Below are 16478 nucleotides of genomic sequence, written 5' to 3'. Positions count from 1 at the left end.
ATTAGCATGAACCAGTGCCCCAGTCCTCGGCTGTTCTGATCCGCCGAGATGAGCGATTCGCGAAGTCGGCTGTTGGTTGGATAGCGAGGGATCTTTCAAAGCACCACCCGGAGGCAGGCAAGCGTTTGTGGACGAGTAGCAAGCAAATATCTCGACAGATAGCAATAGACATGCGCTCAAGTACTCGCCTGAGCCAGTCCGCCGATGCTGCCTCACTAGCATGAAGGCTGGCCAACCTCAAAATGCGGTGGAAATTCCCAAACATGTCTGATCACAGCACGAAGCCACTGCTAGCCGCTGATCTTGAGCGTCAGCCAAACTTGGCATTTGTACCAATCATTGGTTTCCAAGCATGACCAAGCCAATTCTCGCTCCAGCATTCTGCCAAGTCGCCTGGGTTGTCCGAGACCTAGAGGCTGCCGAGAATTTCTTCCATGAAACGATGGGTTGCAGCCGCTTCATGCACATGGACAAACTTGCCGCAAAGGATACCGAAGGCACCTATCTCGGGAAGCCCGGCAATTGGGTTTGCAACCTTCATATCGCCTACGCAGGAGATACCCAGATCGAGCTGATCCAGCCGGTCTCGGGAGACAGCATCTACCGAGAGTCACTTGAACGACATGGAGACGCCGTTCAGCACGTGGCGTACTGGCTAGACGATGAGGACTATGACGCCGCAGCCGCTCACCTTGTGTCCTCGGGATATCCCCTGATTCAAAGCTTTCGGTTGCCCATCTTACGTGTCGGATACTTTGACACACGTCGAGTTATCGGCGTCGCCACCGAGATTGTTGGCTCCACCCAAGCAGGACATGACCTTCGGCGGAATCTGAAGTCGGGCAACTTCTGAGACAAGGGGAAGGGGGCTAACAAGCAGAAGCATAAGATGGGGACCTCAGACTCCTTTCGGCCTAGAGACTTCTTACGCAACTCTGATCTGCGGCACCAGACAACACCCTTGACTTGACCCAATAGAGCCAACTGCCCAGCCTCACTGGCTTCGAGCTCCTCAACGTAAATCATCATCATTAAGACACTAAAGAAGTCTACCTCTTCTGGTCCGCATCATGTCACATTTAAAGCCATTATCTGACCGGGACAGCATCCCATGACCAGCCTTTACGACAAGCTCGGCGGAGCGGCCTCTGTTGACCTGGCCGTAGAGAAGTTCTACGAGAAGGTCTTGGCAGATGAGCGAGTTCAACACTTCTTCGCTCATTTAGATATGTAGCAACAGAAGCGTCATCAGAAGAGTTTCATGACCTACGCATTTGGCGGCGCTCCACATTGGGATGGTCGCCCCATGAGGGACGCCCATAAGGAGCTGGTTTCTGAGCTGGGCTTAACAGACCATCATTTTGATGCGATCGCAGAGAACTTGGTTGCTTCATTGGTTGAGCTGGAGGTTCCCCAGCCCTTGATTGACGAAGTAGTTCAAGTCGTAGGCTGTCTGGGGCATCGAAATGACGTTCTCAATCGCTGATCAATCCCCTGTTGTGGACAGGCCGCGCTCAGGGCCCCCCTCAAGCGCAAGTGCATTCCGTTCATGGGCTTTTTCCGGCCTGGAAGCGACACGTCGAACACACCCCCTGGGGTCAACAGTCCACCATTCCCTCTCGACTGCACTGAATGCCCGCTTCCTGGATTTCAGGGGCAGCGTTGGACAGGTTGAGGTCCCCATCGCAACAGGACGGGACGCCAGCGCCAGCGAAGGGGGCAGAGCCGTCCATCGCCAAGCTCATGCTCAGCCAGAGGTGGCCATCGGGGCTGGGATCGCGGGGGGCCGCCCTGCTCTGCCTGGCCGCCCTGCGCTGCCTGGGATTCGCCAAGTCCGCCTGCCCTAAACCAGTGGTGATGACTCCCGATCTCAGGCCCGTCTATGGGGCCACCCGCCGCCAGACTGGGGGCAGATCCCTGCAGTCGCTCCTCTGAGCCCCTCACACGCCAGCACCTGCTTCGGCTTCGAGGCCGACTTCACGGCCGAGCTGCGCTGCATTCCCATGGCCGTACGGCGCAAGCTGGATCTGGCTGGCGTGAAGCTCAAGCTGCAGCACTGGAGCGAGCTCAACGCCACCGAACGGGCCGAGCTGCTGGCCTGGTCCGACGACCCCACAGCGATCGAAGCGCTGCGGCGGTACCTGCTCAGCCGCACGGAAACTCTGAGCGCAGGCCGGGCCCGAGAGCTGCCGCGCCCCACAGCCGAACCCTGGCAGCAGGGCGAGCGGCTGCCGGAACCCCTGGCCGCCTCCTGCACCCAGCTGGGCCTGGCCATGCGCCCCGGAAGCTGGGCTGGGCTCAACGAGCTGCAGCGCTTTGCGCTGATGAAGCTGAGCCATCCCGGCCACGAACACCGCAACCTGCCGCGGGCCCTGGCCGAGTTCGGTCTGCTGGAGCGGTGACTGCAAGGAAAGATGACGCCGGCCGCAGCTGGCCGGGCCGCCAGAACTGCCAGCGGCCCTGGGCCGCGACCACCAGATTGAGCAGCAGCGCCAACGGCTTGATCTGCGCCGCCGGCAGGGGCAGCAGCAGCCGGGGGTTGCCCCCAGAGCATCACCCCGCCCGCAGCAGCACCGGCACCCGCTTGAAGGCGGGCGTGCCACTGTCGGGATCCTTGAGCGGCCGCATCAGCACGTTGGCCTCGGGATAGAACATCAGCGCCGCGCCGCGGCGGATCGAGCCGGGGATCAGCTCGATGTCCGCCAGAGCTCCCGCCTCACCCTGCACCGTGACACACTCGTGGGCCCGCAGCCCGCTGGCGGTCAGATCCTCGGGATTGATCAGCAGGGTGCGGCGGTGCAGCATGCCGCGGACCTGATCGCCCTGCTTGTACACCACGGTGTTGTGCTGGCCGTAGCTGCGGGCGGTGATCAGGCTGAGCACCAGGCCCCGCTCGCCGGCCGCCAGGCCGCCGAAGTGCTCCGGGCCCGGCAGGGTGAGATCGGGCAGGGGCGTGACGGCGAGCCGGGCGCGGCCACTGGGGGTGGGGAAGCGCGGTTCGTGGAACACCCGGCCGGCCACCTCGAACTCGCGCCGGCTGGCATCGATGCCGGCGATGGCCCCATAGCCGGGCACGGTGCGGGCGATCAGTTCGCGCACATAGACGGGATCCTGCAGGCGGCGCCAGTCGATCGGATCGCTGCCATGCAGGCGGTGGGCCAGCTCCGCCAGAAACTCCACCTCGCTGATCAGCTGAGCGCTGCGCAGGTGGGTGGTGCCGGGTTCGTTGAGCCGCACCCAGTTGTTGCCCGATTCCACCGTGGTGCGGTGGGGTGTTTCGAAGCGGTTGAACACCGGCAGCAGCAGGGTCTGGCGAGCGGCGAGGCCATGGACGTGACCGGTGTTGGGCTTGGTGGCCAGGTAGGCGATCGTGTCGATGCGGCCGAGGGCACGGCGGGCCTGGGCGCTGTGGGGATTGGCGCCGAACAGGTTGCCGCCCAGGCAGAGCAGCGTGTCCACCTCACCGCCCTCGGCCGCTTCGATCAGGGCGCGGGTGTCGTAGCCGGGGGTGCGGCTGAGCGGCCGGCCGAGCAGCTGCTCGAGGGCCAGCCGCATCGGCTCGCGCAGGTGCACCGTCACCCCCATCGAGCCGAAGCCCTGCACGTTGGAGTGGCCCCTGATCGGCATCGTGCCCGCCCCCGGGCGGGCCACGTTGCCGCTGAGCACGGCGGTGTTGGCGATCGCCTGCACGTTGGTGGTGCCGTTGGCGTGGTGGGTGATGCCCATCGCCCAGGCGAACACCAAGGCGCGGCAGGCGGCAAGGCGGGCGGCGGTGTGCTCGAGCTCCTCGCGGCTGAGGCCGCAGCAGGCGGTGATCGCCTCCCAGGAGGTGGCTTCGATCTGGGCGATCAGCTCCTGCCAGCCCTCGCTGTGGGCCTTCACGAACTCCCAGGCGATGGCACCCCGCTCCAGCAGGGCCTTCTGGAGGCCCAGGAACACCGCAGTGTCGGAGCCGGGAACCGGCTGCAGGAACAGCGAGGCGATCGCGCTGCCGCCGCCGAGCATGGAGCGGATCGGGAAGGCGGGCGAACCGAACTTCAGCAGCCCACCTTCCAGCACCGGGTTGATCACGATCACCGTCCCGCCGCGCTCGCGCAGGCGGATCAGCTCGTTCATCAGGCGCGGGTGGTTGGCCGGCGCGTTGGAGCCCACCAGCACCACGCCATCGGCGTGCTGGAGGCTCTCGAGGTTCACCATCGAGGTGCCGCTGCCGAACACGCGGGTGAGGCCGAGGGTGGAGGGGGCGTGGCAGAGATCGGAGCAGTCGGCCAGGTTGTTGGAACCCAGGGCCCGCAGCAGCAGCTGCAGCAGGTAGGCGGCCTCGTTGGAGGAGCGGCCGGAGCTGTAGGAGGCCACCCGCTCGGGCGGCGGCCGGCGGAAGGCCTCGGCGGTGAGGGCCTGCACCTCCTCCCAGCCGATCGGCTCGTAGTGATCGCTGCCGGCACGATGGATCAGGGGCCGATCGAGCCGGCCCAGCCGATCGCATTCGGCGGAACTGAGCTGCTGCAGCTCGGCGAGCGTGCGGCCGGCGAACACCTCGCGGGGCACGGCCGGCTGCAGCTCGGCGCCGATCGCCTCCACACTCTTGAGGCAGCGCTGCAGGGGCTCCCCCAGCTCATCGCGGAAGCCGCCGTTCTGGCCGCCGGTGCCCCAGGCGCACGACAGGCAGGCGCTCCTGTGGGTGAGGGTCTGCCAGAGCCGGAGGCCGGTGGGGGAGAGGGTGGCGCGGGCCCAGCCGTCGATCAGGGGCCAGCCGCCACCGCTAGCGGTGTCCTCAGGGGCGGCGGGCTGGGCGGCGGTCGGCGACGGATCGGGATCGGCTGTCGCCATAGCAGGAGCTGCCGGGATGGCATCCAGTTAAGGAGGGCCAGCGCTACAGAGAGATGCCTGGGGTTGGCCCGGTTCCGGGGACAGCTCGCTCGAAATGCGTAAGCCCCTAGGGCCTACCGGAACGACGCACGCCTGAACTGGATCACGACCAGCGGCCATGAACAGTTTATGGCTCAGCCTTGAAGGAGAAAAGGCGAGGAGAACAACTGGCAACTACTGGCAGCTATCAGTCCTTCCATGAACACCAGGACGGGGGCGCTGCGAGGGAATGATGCGAGCTGGAGTCGGAGAGCGAAATGAAGTCACGAACCATGTTATTCCCTGTGTCCGCAGTGCACAAGCCGCCCTCCTAAAGAGAACAGCAGGAGGAAGCCGGTGAGCAAGCAGATTCCAAAATAGGCGACTGGGAAACCGTAGCCGAATGCCAGACTGGCATCGCTGCGCAAGCCAGCCAAACCAGCGGCGATCATGATCGATAGCGCCTGAAGAATCGGCAAATCAAGGCTCATCTCCTGTCAAATCTCTTGGCGAGCCAGCGAAAAACAAAGGCAAGGAGAACTCCTGGAGCACTCACCATCACCGTCAGAATCACGCTCAAGCCGAAACCTGTTTCGAGTATCGCCGAAGGCTTGAAAAATTCCACTGCAAAAACATAAGAGATGCATGTGGCCAAGAAGAGCGTTGCAAAAAAGCAATAGCGGAAGAACCGCGCCATTCCGGAATGCATTCTATACAGCAGCAAGAATCTGAAAAGATAGTTCTCGGACTTTTCAGCCGCCTGCTGCAGGGATTGCAGCCTGCAATCCAGCACTTTCTTGATGTCACGGAGCTCCTGAGCCGCCGCTTTCCTGATGCCCTCCAATTCATCCTGGCTGCTGACAACCTGGCATTGAGAACTTACATAGACATTGACAAACTCGATGCGCTGTCTCGCACTTTCGATCATACTGCTGCGCTTAGCCTGGTAGTTCCGATTGCCCAACCAGGCAAAGAATGTGGTGATCAGAAGCGGGATCAGGCTGGCAATCAAAGCCGAGGCTATGTCTTTCATCGCTCATGCATAGACGGCGAACATGAATGGCCACCACACTCTGCAGGCGGCGGCGGAGACACCACGTCCTGCCGTGCCCTGTGTCCCTGGCAACCCATGGCTCCCGTTCTCACAGGTTGATCTTCCAGTCACACAGCCTGCTCTTTTGGTCGCTTTGGACACACTTCTGACGATTGAAGAAAAACTGCATTCAAAACTGCATTCGATCGCCCTTGCGCAGCCTGTCTCGGCTGTGCTCAGCGGGGGAGGCAGACCATGACGGAGGATTCTGATCAGCCTCGCTCCCAATGCTCAATGGAGTTGGCACCAAGAATCCCTGAAGTGGGATCGTTCGGACAGGAACGATTGCCTGGCTTTCTCTGATGAAGATCACGCCGCTTTGATGCACGCTGAGGTCATCCACCCATGCCGCAAGGCCGGGGTCTGGTTGTCAGCCCCTGCCAGGTTTGCCAGAAAGCGTGGTCCTGATGATCACCAGCTCGGAGATGCCGGGAGGTCCGCCGGCGCAGGCGCCCAGCCGCTGCGATTCACCGGGCCCGCTGATCAGGGTCAGAGCAGGTTGGCGGCCAGCTCGGCCAGGGGCGAGCGCTCTCCACGCATCAAGGTCACATGGCCGGCCAGCGCCTGGCCCTTGAAGCGCTCCACCAGCCAGGTGAGGCCGTTGCTGTCGGCATCCACGTAGGGGTTATCGATCTGGTAAGGGTCCCCGGTAAGCACGATCTTGGTGCCCTCGCCCACCCGGGTCACGATCGTCTTCACCTCATGGGGGGTGAGGTTCTGGGCCTCGTCCACCACCATGTACTGGCGGGGGATCGAGCGGCCGCGGATGTAGCTGATCGCCTCCACTTCCAGCAGCCCCATGCCCTTGAGATCCGACCAGTTGCTGCGCTGGGTGCGGTGGGAGCCGGCACGACCGGCCGAACCGCTCGAGCCGCCGCTGCCCCGGGATGGTTCGTCCCCCCCACCCAGGAGGAAGTCGAGGTTGTCGATGATGGGCTGCATCCAGGGCCCCATCTTCTCCTCGATGTCCCCGGGCAGGAAGCCGAGCTCCTTGCCCAGGGAGATCACCGGGCGCGTCACCAGCAGCCGCTCGTAGAGCCGCTCATCGGCCACCTGATGCAGACCCGCCGCCAGGGCGAGCAGGGTCTTGCCCGTGCCGGCCTTGCCCACCAGGGTGACCAGCTGGATCTCGGGGTCCAGCAGCAGGTCGAGGGCGAAGGTCTGCTCACGGTTACGGGGGTGGATGCGACCCAGCTTGGCCTTCGGTGCCCGCTGCAGCGGCTGCAGGGTTCCGCTGGCTGCCGTGTAGCGCGTCAGCAGGGTGTGGGCCGGCTGGGTCCGATCCCGCAGCATGACCCCCTCATTGGCCTGCAACAGCTCGGGCAGGTCGAGCCCTTCCACCGCCAGCCCCGGGGCGGACTTCACCGCGTCCATCTCGGCGGCGTCAGCCCAGACTTCGCAGACCCCTGGGTAGAGATCACCGATCGCCACCTTGTCGGTGGTGTAGTCCTGGGCGATCAGACCCACCGCATCGGCCTTGATGCGCAGATTGGTGTCCTTGGTGACGAGCACCACGGGAGGCTGGCCACCCATCACCGCTTCGAGCCGCTGCTGCTCGAGGGCCACCGCCAGGATGTTGTTGTCGCCGTTGCCGGCCTTGAGCTCGGGGGGCAGCTCCCGCAGCGTCTCGGCACGGCAGAACACCACCTTGAGGGTGCCGCCTTCGTCGCCGTTCAGCACCCCGTCGGCCAGGTTTCCCTTGGCCCGCAGATCATCCAGCAGCCGGGAGACCTGGCGGGCGTTGCGCCCCTTCTCGGCCGGGTCCCGCTTGAAGCGATCGATCTCCTCGACCACCTCGATCGGGATCACGATGTGGTTGTCCTCGAACCGGGTGATGGCTGCCGGATCGTGCAGCAGCACGTTGGTGTCGAGCACAAAGGTCTTGCGCATGCTGCGGCGACTCAGCCAGCTGGGCGGACCCTAGGGCGCTGGGGCCACTTACGCTCCGGCGGTTCGCGCACCGTCGTCCTTGCTGCTGGTCGTTCTCCTGAAGGTCGTTGTGGCGGCCGCACTGCTGCTCGCGATCACCCTGGTGTGGCTGGAACTGCGCCATCGCCTGCGACCCGCCTCGCCCCTGCGCCTCTCGGCCGGTTCCTTCACGGTGGAGGGCCATCCGGACTGGATCCGGGTGAGCGGGGACGTCACGATCCGCAACCCCCACCGGCGCATGGAGGTGTTCGTCCCGGAACTCGATCTCCATCCCACCCTGCTCGGCCGCGGGGATCTCGGCGGCGTTCGACTGCGCACCCACGTGGAGGCGCTCCACCCGGACGAGGAGACCCGCCCGGACGGCTACTGGGCCGCCTACATCGTGAAGAGCCGCAAGTCGACCCGGGCACGGCTGAGCCTGGAGGCCAGCGCCGAGCCGGGCACCGACCTCCAGGCCCTGCTGGACACCCTCTGGCTCGAGGTGCGCTGGGTGAACTACGGGCCGTTCGGGCGGATCTGGCGCCGTGACGGCATCCTGATCCCCCTGCGGCGGCCGACTCCGCTGGAGGGGGCGAGCGCGCCCTGGCGGGCCGGCGATCGCTGCCAGGTACTGCCGGTGCGCACCCATCTCCTCGGCACCCTCGACGATCCCGAGACGGTGCTGCGCCACTACGCCGGTGGCCTGGTGCAACCGGGGGATGTGCTCACCATCGGCGAGACGCCCCTGGCGGTGATGCAGGGCCGGTACCACCATCCCGAAACGGTGACCCCCTCCGGCCTGGCCCGCCTCCTCTGCCGGGTCTTCCACCCCACCAGCTCCCTGGCGACCGCCTGTGGCATGCAGTCCCTGATCGACCTGGTGGGCCCGGCCCGGGTGCTCGGGGCCTGGCTGATCGGGACCGCCCTGAAGCTGATCGGCTTCAAGGGCTGGTTCTACCGCCTGGCCGGGGACCAGGCCCGGCTGATCGACGACGTGACCGGCACAACCCCGCCCTACGACCAGACCATCGTGCTCGGCCCGGATCAGCCGGAGGACTTCTGCGCACGGATGGCGGAGGCCCTCGGCATCGCTGTGGCCGTGGTGGATGTCAACGACCTCGGACGGGTCAAGGTGCTGGCGGCCAGCCGGGGCTGCGACGAGGCGCTGCTGCAGCGGGCGCTGCGGCCCAACCCCGCCGGGAATGCCAACGAGCGAACCCCGCTCGTGGTCGTGCGCCCGGCCTGAACAGGCGAGAGCCCGAGCAGCCGTGGTGACGCGCCGATAGAGTGGGTCAAGCAGCGGAGAAGGCTCGGGCCACCCTGCGCCAGCCGCCTGCGACCTTCCAGGCCAACCCTGAGGCAATTTGCGGGATGTCGGTGCAGCCCCCCTCCCCTTCCCTGAGCCTCCCCCCGACGGGGACAGGGGCCTCCCGGCGGGGTGAACAGCCACCGGGCTCGCCCTGCGACCCAAGCACCCCACCCTCCTGGCGGCTCGAGCCCCTCGCGGGCTGGCATCTGCCCCTGCTCGGCCATCCGGCCTTCGTGCCGCTGCAGCCCCTGCTGCAGCGGGCCGTCCTGCTCAACCTGCCCGAGCAGGTGCTGCAGTGGCTTCGCCAGGGCCGCTCCCTCGCCCCCCAGGTCCTGGTGGCCTTCGCGGGCCAGGAGCCCCAGGGACTGATCGTCACCCGCCGACTCAACCGCAGCAGCAGCTGCTGGCAGGTGCAGCACCTCCGCCTCTCGGCCGCGGACCACCGCCGCGACCTGGCCGGCACCCTGCTGCGCGAGGCGATCCAGCGCGGACGAGGGGCCAGCAGCTGGATCGCCACGGCCTCCAGCCTCGACGGCGATCGGCTGGCGGTGCTGCGCGAGCAGGGTTTCCAGCCCCTGCGGACCGACAGGCTGTGGCGCTGGCCTGCCGGGACCGGCAACGGCAGCGAACCCGCCGGACTGCAGCTGCGCAGTCTGAACCGGCGCACCGCCCCCGCCCTCTGGCACCTGGAGCAGGCGGCCTGTCCCGCCCAGCTCCGCCAGCTGCTGGATCGGCGCGTGGAGGATCTGCTCGACCAGAGCCATCGCCGCGGCTGGCTGCTGGTGGACCCGGCCCGGAACCAGGCGGTGGCCGCCGTGCGCTGGATCAGTGACCATGCCGGTGGGGGCCACGACATGGAGCTCACCATCCATCCCGGCTGGCAGCATCTGATCGGCGCTCCGACAGGCCTGCTGCTCCGCCACGCCCAGCAGGCCCTCGGCGGCAACGCCCCCCTGTGGCTCCGCTGTGATGTGAACCATGAGGCCTGTCAGCAGTGGCTGCGCCGCAGCGGAGCCGAGGAGTGCGGCGAGCGGGTGCTGATGGCGCGCAGCGTCTGGCGGCGGCACGAACTGCAGGCACCCGCCCAGGTGGCGGCCCGCCGGCTCGAGGCGATGCTGGAGCAGTGGCAACCCCGCCGCAGACCCATGCCCACGCCCGTCGTCCCCCGCTAGCCCCGGGCACCGGGCCCTCGCCATGGCCATCCGCAGCCCCAGGCCCCAGCCCCGGTCCGTTCTGGCCCTCGACGTCGGCCGGCGGCGGATCGGCCTGGCCGGCTGCGACCCCCTCGGCCTGACGGTGCGTCCCCTGCCGGCCCTGGCGCGCGGGCGGTTTCCGGCGGATCTGCCCGCACTGGAGCAGCTGATCCGCGAACGGCGGGTCGAGGCCCTCGTGGTGGGTCTTCCCCTGGACAGCCGCGGCCAGCCCACGGCCCAGGAACGCCACTGCCGCCGCTACGGCGAACGTCTGGCCCAGGCGACCGGCCTGCCCCTGGCCTGGGTGAACGAACATGCCAGCAGCTGGGCTGCCGGGGAACGGCATCGCCTCCATGGCGACCGCAGCGGTGCCCTGGACAGCGCCGCCGCGGCGCTGCTGCTCGAACAATGGCTGCTCGAGGGGCCGGAACCGAGCCTGCCGGTAGTGCCGGCGACCATCGATCGCGGCGCGACGCACTCCGTTGCTCCATCCTGAGGGGACAGCTCAACCGTTTTCGAGCTCCACAGGTTCTTGCATGACTGCCTCCGGCGAGACGCCCAACGATGTGCCGACCGTGCTCGTCCGTGATCAGCGGGGGCGCCAGCTGCTGTGTTTCCTCGAGCAGCTGATCCCCCTCGACGGCCACGACTACGTGCTGCTGACCCCGATCGACACCCCCGTGTGCCTGTTCCGGCTCGAGGACGACGGCGAGCCGGAGCTGATCGACACGGTCGATGCGACCGAACCGATCCTCTCCGTCGCCGATGTGGTGCTCCAGGAGCACGACCTCACCCTGGTGCGCTCGGCCGTCACCCTCACGGTGAGCGGAGAGCTCGACGAACCGGATCCCGACGAACTGGAGGGGGATGAGGCGGATGACGACTCCGAGACCTATGAATTGCTGGTGAGCTTCCTGGCCGACAACCAGGAGTACGGGCTCTACATTCCCCTCGATCCCTTCTTCGTCGTGGCCCGGATGGACGGCAAGGCCGCCGTGCTGGTCGAAGGGGAGGAGTTCGATCGGGTGCAGCCCCGGATCGAGGCCGAGCTGGAGGAGCGGGAGGGCCTGGCGTGAGCCTGCGTCAGCTGCTGCGTCCGAACTGGTTGCTGGATCGGACACTGGCGGAACTGCCGCTGCAGGACCTGCTCGATCAGGACATCCGGGCCCTCGTGCTCGATGTGGACCGCACCCTGCTGCCCCGCGGCGGGGGCTCGACCCTGCCCCAGAGCGCCGGACGATGGCTGCACGCGGCCCGCCAGCAGCTGCCGATCCACCTGCTCAGCAACAACCCCTCGAGGCAGCGGATCGGCGCCGTGGCCCAGGCGCTCGACCTGCCCTTCACCACGTCGGCCGGCAAGCCCCGGCGCAGCGCCCTGCGGCGGGTGCTGAGCCAGTTCGATCTGCCCCACCATCAGGTGGCGCTGATCGGCGATCGGCTGTTCACCGACGTGATCGCCGGCAACCGCCTCGGCCTGTTCACCGTGCTGGTGAAGCCGATCGACCCCGAGGGGCGCCCCTGCCAGCGCGACCGGCTCCAGAAGCTCGAGCTGCGCATGGCCCACTGGCTGGGGGCGGGCCTGGGCTGATGGACCTCCTGTCCCGATGACCAGGCTCGCCATGCGTCGCGTCGTGAAGGTGGGCACGAGCCTCTTGCGCGGCACCGCCGCGCGGCCCACCACGGCGGTGATCGCGGATCTGGCGGCCAGCCTCAACCGCGCGCACCGGCGGGGGGAGGCCATCGCCCTGGTGACCAGCGGAGCCGTGGGACTCGGCTGTGCCGCCCTTGAGATGGGCGGGCGCCCCACCGAGGTGGAAGCGCTGCAGGCCGCCGCTGCCGTGGGCCAGGGCCGGCTGATGGCGCTGTACCAGGACGCCTTTGCCGTGCGGGGCCTGAAGGTGGCCCAGGTGCTGGTCACCCGGGGCGACCTCGCCTCCAGGCGCCGCTATCAGAACGCCTGCCGCACCCTGGAGCAGCTGCTGGCCTGGGGCGTGGTGCCGGTCGTCAACGAGAACGACACCCTGGCCACCGACGAACTCCGCTTCGGCGACAACGACACCCTCTCGGCCCTGGTGGCCGTCGCCGTCGGCGCCGATGAGCTGATCCTGCTCACCGACGTGGATCGCCTCTACTCGGGAGATCCGAGACGCGACGCGGGCGCCGAACCGATCGAGGAGGTGCGCGATCTGCAGGAGCTGGAGCGCCTCAGCCACGTGGCCAGGGGCGGGGGCCAGTGGGGCACCGGTGGCATGACCACCAAGCTGGCGGCCGCACGGATCGCCACCTCCAGCGGCATCCGGGTGCGCCTCGCCGATGGGCGTGATCCCGCGGTGCTGGATGCCCTGCTCGCCGGGGAGCGGGTCGGCACGGTCTTCCAGCCCTCCACGACTCCCCTGCCCGACCGCAAGCGCTGGCTGGCCCACGCCCTGCTGCCCCGCGGCAGCGTGCGGCTCGATCCCGGCGCTGAACGCGCTCTGGTGCGGCATGGGGCCTCGCTGCTGGCGGTGGGGGTCCAGGCGGTGGATGGGGACTTCGGCCCCCGCGAAGCCGTGCGGCTGCTCGCCAGTGACGGCCGGGAACTCGGCCGCGGCCTGGCCACCCTCGGCAGCGCGGAGCTGCGGCAGTTGATGGGTCAGGCCGGAGTGGAGGTGGTGCACCGCGACCAGATGGCCCTCACCCTGACCCCTGAGGCCTCCGACGACTCCCTGGCGGGCCACTGAGCCCCGCAGCGACCGCCCTACGATCCCGGCCAGCCTGTTCCCGTGGCCATGCGCTTCAGCGACCTGCTCAGCCTGCTGAGCGAAGTCCGGGCCGCAGGTGGACCCGAGGGCGTGGCCCACGATCTGGGCGACGCCACCCCCCTGCGGGGTGCCGCAGCCCTCGATCAGGCGGGCCCCGGCGAGCTGAGTTTCCTGGAGTCCGGCCATGCCCTCGGGGCGGCCCTGGCCGCCAGCGGTGCCAGCGCCGTGCTGCTGCCCGCCCATGGCGAGGGGGCCGAGCAGCTGCAACACCAGGCCCGTGCCCGGGGCATGGCCTGGGTGGCCCTGAAGGATCCCCGCCTGGCCTTTGCCGAGGCCCTGGAATCCCTCTACCCCCCCCGGCCCCTGGCGGCGGGGGTGCATCCCAGCGCCGTGGTCGATCCCTCCGCCGTGGTGGGAATGGGCAGCCACATCGGCGCCCGCGTGGTGGTGGGAGCCGAGGTGACGATTGGACCGGGCTGCACCCTCCATCCGGGCGTGGTGCTCTACGAAGACGTGCATCTCGAGGAAGGCTGCACCCTGCATGCCGGAGCGGTGCTCCACCCCGGCACCCGTCTGGGCAAGGGCTGTGTGGTGCACTCCAACGCCGTGATCGGCAGTGAGGGGTTCGGCTTCGTGCCCACGGCCGGGGGCTGGCGGAAGATGCCCCAGACCGGCAGGGTGCGGCTGGAGGAGGCGGTGGAGGTCGGCTGCGGCAGCACCATCGACCGCCCGGCCGTCGGGGAGACCCGGATCGGCGCCGGCACCAAGATCGACAACCTGGTGCACATCGGCCATGGCGTGACCATCGGTCGGGGCTGCGCCCTGGCCGCCCAGGTGGGCATCGCCGGCGGCGCCCGGCTGGGGGATGGGGTGATCCTGGCGGGCCAGGTGGGCCTGGCCAACCGGGCCGTGATGGGCGATCGCTCGATCGCCTCCTCCAAGTCCGGCATCCACGGCGAAGTGGCCCCCGGCGAGGTGGTGAGCGGGTATCCCGCCATCCCCAACCGCCTCTGGCTGCGCTGCTCCGCGGCCTTCAGCAGGCTGCCGGAGATGGCCCGGCAGCTGCGCCAGCTCGACAGGCGTCCGGGCGATCAGCCGCCAGGCTGATCGGGGCCGGCGCAGGGCTGCGACCTAACCTCGCGCCACTCTCCTGAGGGGCTGCCTTCGGCAGCGCCACCCCCGCCACCATGACCTCCAGCCACCGGATCACCCTCCTCGCCGGCGACGGCATCGGTCCGGAGATCATGGCCGTGGCACGCCAGCTGCTGGATGCGGTGAGCCGGCGCCACGGCTTTGCGCTGGCTTACGACGAGCAGCCGATGGGCGGCGCCGCCATCGACGCCACCGGGATGCCCCTGCCGGACACCACCCTGGCCGCCTGCAGGGCCGCCGATGCGGTGCTGCTGGCGGCCATCGGCTCCCCCCGCTTCGACAGCCTTCCCCGGGAGCGGAGACCGGAGTCGGGGCTGCTTGCCCTGCGGGCCGGCCTGGGCCTCTTCGCCAACCTCCGTCCGGTGAAGATCATCCCCGCCCTGATCGGGGCCAGCACCCTGCGCCCTGAGGTGATCGAGGGGGTCGATCTGATGGTGGTGCGGGAGCTCACCGGCGGGGTGTACTTCGGGACCCCCAAGGGCCGGGTCGAGGCGGATGGCCAGATCCGGGCCTTCAACACCATGGCCTACAGCGACTTCGAGATCGACCGGATCGCCAGGGTGGGCTTCGATCTGGCCCGCCAGCGCCGCGGCCGTCTCTGCAGCGTCGACAAGGCCAACGTGCTGGATGTGAGCCAGCTGTGGCGTGACCGGGTGGAGAGCCTGCACGGCGACAGCTACGCCGATGTGGCCCTGAGCCACATGTACGTGGACAACGCCGCCATGCAACTGGTGCGGGATCCCCGCCAGTTCGACGTGCTGCTCACCAGCAACCTGTTCGGTGACATCCTGAGCGACGAGGCCGCCATGCTGAGCGGCTCGATCGGCATGCTGCCCTCCGCCTCCCTGGGCAGCACGGGGCCGGGATTGTTCGAGCCGATCCACGGCTCGGCCCCCGACATCGCCGGCCAGGACAAGGCCAATCCGATGGCGATGGTGCTCAGTGCCGCGATGATGCTGCGGGTCGGCCTGCAGCAGGACGCCGCCGCCGCCGACCTCGAGGCCGCCGTCGACAGGGTGCTGACGACCGGCTACCGCACCGGCGACCTGATGGGCGACGGCTGCACCCAGCTGGGCTGCCAGGCGATGGGGGAGCAACTGCTGGCGGCGCTGGACGGCTGAGCCACCCCGCCGGAGCAGCTGGAGGGGGTCCGGCGACCTGCCAAACTCGCCGGAGTTTCCCTGATCCCTGCGCATGTCGAAGCGTCATCCGGTCGTGGCCGTCACCGGTTCCTCAGGCGCCGGGACCAGCACGGTCAAACGGGCCTTCGAGTACATCTTCACGCGGGAGGGCATTACGCCGGCCGTGGTGGAGGGCGACAGCTACCACCGCTACGAGCGGGGCCCGATGAAGGAAGCCATGGCCGCGGCGGTGGCCAAAGGCGAGAACTTCTCCCACTTCGGCCCCGAGGCCAACCTCTTCGACAAGCTTCAGGAGCTGTTCCACACCTACGGCGAGACCGGTGGCGGCCAGAAGCGGTACTACCTCCATTCGGTCGAGGAAGCCGCCGAGCACAACAGCCGGCTGGGCACCAGCCTCGAGCCCGGTCAGTTCACCCCCTGGGAACCAATCCCCGGCGCCACCGATCTGCTGTTCTACGAAGGGCTGCACGGCGGCGTGGTCGGCGAGGGCTACGACGTGGCCTCCCTGGCCGACCTGCTGGTGGGCGTGGTGCCGATCACCAACCTGGAGTGGATCCAGAAGATCTCCCGCGACAATGCCGAACGGGGCTATTCCGCCGAAGCCACCGTGGACACCATCCTCCGGCGCATGCCGGATTACATCAACCACATCTGCCCGCAGTTCAGCCGCACGGACATCAACTTCCAGCGGGTGCCGACCGTGGACACCTCGAACCCCTTCATGATCCGGAACATCCCCACGCCGGATGAGAGCTTCGTGATCATCCACTTCCGCAAGGGTGCACGGGAGAAGTGGGGCATCGACTTCACCTACCTGCTCGACATGATTCATGACTCCTTCATGTCAAGCCCCACCTCGATCGTGGTGAACGGCGGCAAGATGGGCTTCGCCATGGAGCTGATCCTGACCCCGATCATCCATCGCATGATCGAAGACAAGCGGAAACTGGGATGACGGAGGGGCGCGAACCCGCTCTCTGCGTTTAGTCTGGGCCGATGAAGTCGGAGGCGGTGAGGCCATTTCCAACGCCACACCCAGCCCATCCTGCCCTTCTTTCCTGATCACGGGAGCAGCCGCTTCGGCTGCTCCCA

15 protein-coding genes and 1 pseudogene are annotated in these 16478 nt (G+C 67.7%); 12 read left to right on the top strand and 4 right to left on the bottom strand.

Annotation, left to right across the window (positions count from 1 at the left end):
- The first annotated feature begins 352 nt into the window (after nucleotides 1-352).
- From ACLD7X_RS00285 to ACLD7X_RS00275, 3 genes and pseudogenes are all read left to right on the top strand, one after another.
- A complete protein-coding gene (locus ACLD7X_RS00285; protein ID WP_411421439.1) occupies nucleotides 353-853 on the top strand; it encodes a VOC family protein in 501 nt (166 codons plus the stop codon).
- A gap of 258 nt (nucleotides 854-1111) precedes the next feature.
- Nucleotides 1112-1486, top strand: a pseudogene (locus ACLD7X_RS00280) (group I truncated hemoglobin).
- Between the two features lie 427 nt (nucleotides 1487-1913).
- A complete protein-coding gene (locus ACLD7X_RS00275; RefSeq protein WP_425625015.1) occupies nucleotides 1914-2402 on the top strand; it encodes a nitrate reductase associated protein in 489 nt (162 codons plus the stop codon).
- Nucleotides 2403-2553: 151 nt separating this feature from the next.
- Here ACLD7X_RS00275 and ACLD7X_RS00270 read toward each other — a convergent pair whose 3' ends face one another.
- The 4 genes from ACLD7X_RS00270 to ACLD7X_RS00255 all read right to left on the bottom strand — a co-directional run bounded on the left by ACLD7X_RS00270 (nucleotide 2554) and on the right by ACLD7X_RS00255 (nucleotide 7831).
- Nucleotides 2554-4830, bottom strand: a complete 2277-nt coding sequence (locus ACLD7X_RS00270) for an FdhF/YdeP family oxidoreductase (protein WP_411421436.1) — start codon at nucleotides 4828-4830, stop codon at nucleotides 2554-2556.
- Nucleotides 4831-5144: 314 nt separating this feature from the next.
- Nucleotides 5145-5339 (bottom strand): hypothetical protein, encoded by a 195-nt coding sequence (locus ACLD7X_RS00265; protein WP_411421435.1) that lies wholly within the window; start codon nucleotides 5337-5339, stop codon nucleotides 5145-5147.
- The gene (locus ACLD7X_RS00260) at nucleotides 5336-5881 is read right to left on the bottom strand and encodes a hypothetical protein (protein WP_411421434.1); all 546 of its coding nucleotides are present in this window, start codon (nucleotides 5879-5881) and stop codon (nucleotides 5336-5338) included. Before ACLD7X_RS00260 ends, ACLD7X_RS00265 begins: the two co-directional genes overlap by 4 nt.
- Before the next feature lie 549 nt (nucleotides 5882-6430).
- Nucleotides 6431-7831, bottom strand: coding sequence for a PhoH family protein (locus tag ACLD7X_RS00255; protein WP_411421433.1), 1401 nt, complete (start codon nucleotides 7829-7831; stop codon nucleotides 6431-6433).
- A 79-nt stretch (nucleotides 7832-7910) separates the two neighbouring features.
- Between ACLD7X_RS00255 and ACLD7X_RS00250 the strand changes: the two genes are divergently transcribed.
- From ACLD7X_RS00250 to ACLD7X_RS00210, 9 genes are all read left to right on the top strand, one after another.
- The gene (locus ACLD7X_RS00250) at nucleotides 7911-9095 is read left to right on the top strand and encodes a hypothetical protein (protein WP_412007001.1); all 1185 of its coding nucleotides are present in this window, start codon (nucleotides 7911-7913) and stop codon (nucleotides 9093-9095) included.
- A gap of 125 nt (nucleotides 9096-9220) precedes the next feature.
- Nucleotides 9221-10330, top strand: a complete 1110-nt coding sequence (locus ACLD7X_RS00245) for a hypothetical protein (protein WP_412007000.1) — start codon at nucleotides 9221-9223, stop codon at nucleotides 10328-10330.
- A 22-nt stretch (nucleotides 10331-10352) separates the two neighbouring features.
- Entirely contained in the window at nucleotides 10353-10847 is a 495-nt protein-coding gene (gene ruvX / locus ACLD7X_RS00240) for a Holliday junction resolvase RuvX (protein WP_411421430.1), read from the top strand.
- 40 nt (nucleotides 10848-10887) lie between these two features.
- Nucleotides 10888-11427: a DUF3727 domain-containing protein gene (locus ACLD7X_RS00235; protein ID WP_411421429.1), complete on the top strand. Its 540-nt coding sequence runs from the start codon at nucleotides 10888-10890 to the stop codon at nucleotides 11425-11427.
- On the top strand, nucleotides 11424-11939 hold the full coding sequence (locus ACLD7X_RS00230) for a YqeG family HAD IIIA-type phosphatase (protein ID WP_411421428.1): 516 nt from the start codon (nucleotides 11424-11426) through the stop codon (nucleotides 11937-11939). Before ACLD7X_RS00235 ends, ACLD7X_RS00230 begins: the two co-directional genes overlap by 4 nt.
- 16 nt (nucleotides 11940-11955) lie before the next feature.
- The gene (gene proB, locus ACLD7X_RS00225; RefSeq protein ID WP_411421427.1) at nucleotides 11956-13071 is read left to right on the top strand and encodes a glutamate 5-kinase; all 1116 of its coding nucleotides are present in this window, start codon (nucleotides 11956-11958) and stop codon (nucleotides 13069-13071) included.
- 48 nt (nucleotides 13072-13119) lie between these two features.
- Nucleotides 13120-14199, top strand: coding sequence for a UDP-3-O-(3-hydroxymyristoyl)glucosamine N-acyltransferase (gene lpxD, locus ACLD7X_RS00220; protein ID WP_411421492.1), 1080 nt, complete (start codon nucleotides 13120-13122; stop codon nucleotides 14197-14199).
- Nucleotides 14200-14279: 80 nt separating this feature from the next.
- Entirely contained in the window at nucleotides 14280-15365 is a 1086-nt protein-coding gene (gene leuB, locus ACLD7X_RS00215; protein ID WP_411421426.1) for a 3-isopropylmalate dehydrogenase, read from the top strand.
- A 73-nt stretch (nucleotides 15366-15438) separates the two neighbouring features.
- Nucleotides 15439-16341 carry a phosphoribulokinase gene (locus ACLD7X_RS00210; protein ID WP_411421425.1) on the top strand — a complete coding sequence of 301 codons (903 nt, stop codon included), beginning with the start codon at nucleotides 15439-15441 and terminating at the stop codon, nucleotides 16339-16341.
- Nucleotides 16342-16478 lie beyond the last annotated feature (137 nt).

This window comes from Aphanothece microscopica RSMan92 (assembly GCF_046613545.2).
In the GTDB taxonomy this organism is placed as follows: domain Bacteria; phylum Cyanobacteriota; class Cyanobacteriia; order PCC-6307; family Cyanobiaceae; genus NIES-981.
Note: the sequence above shows the minus strand (reverse complement) of the source record. Positions and strands in the feature narration are given on the sequence as shown.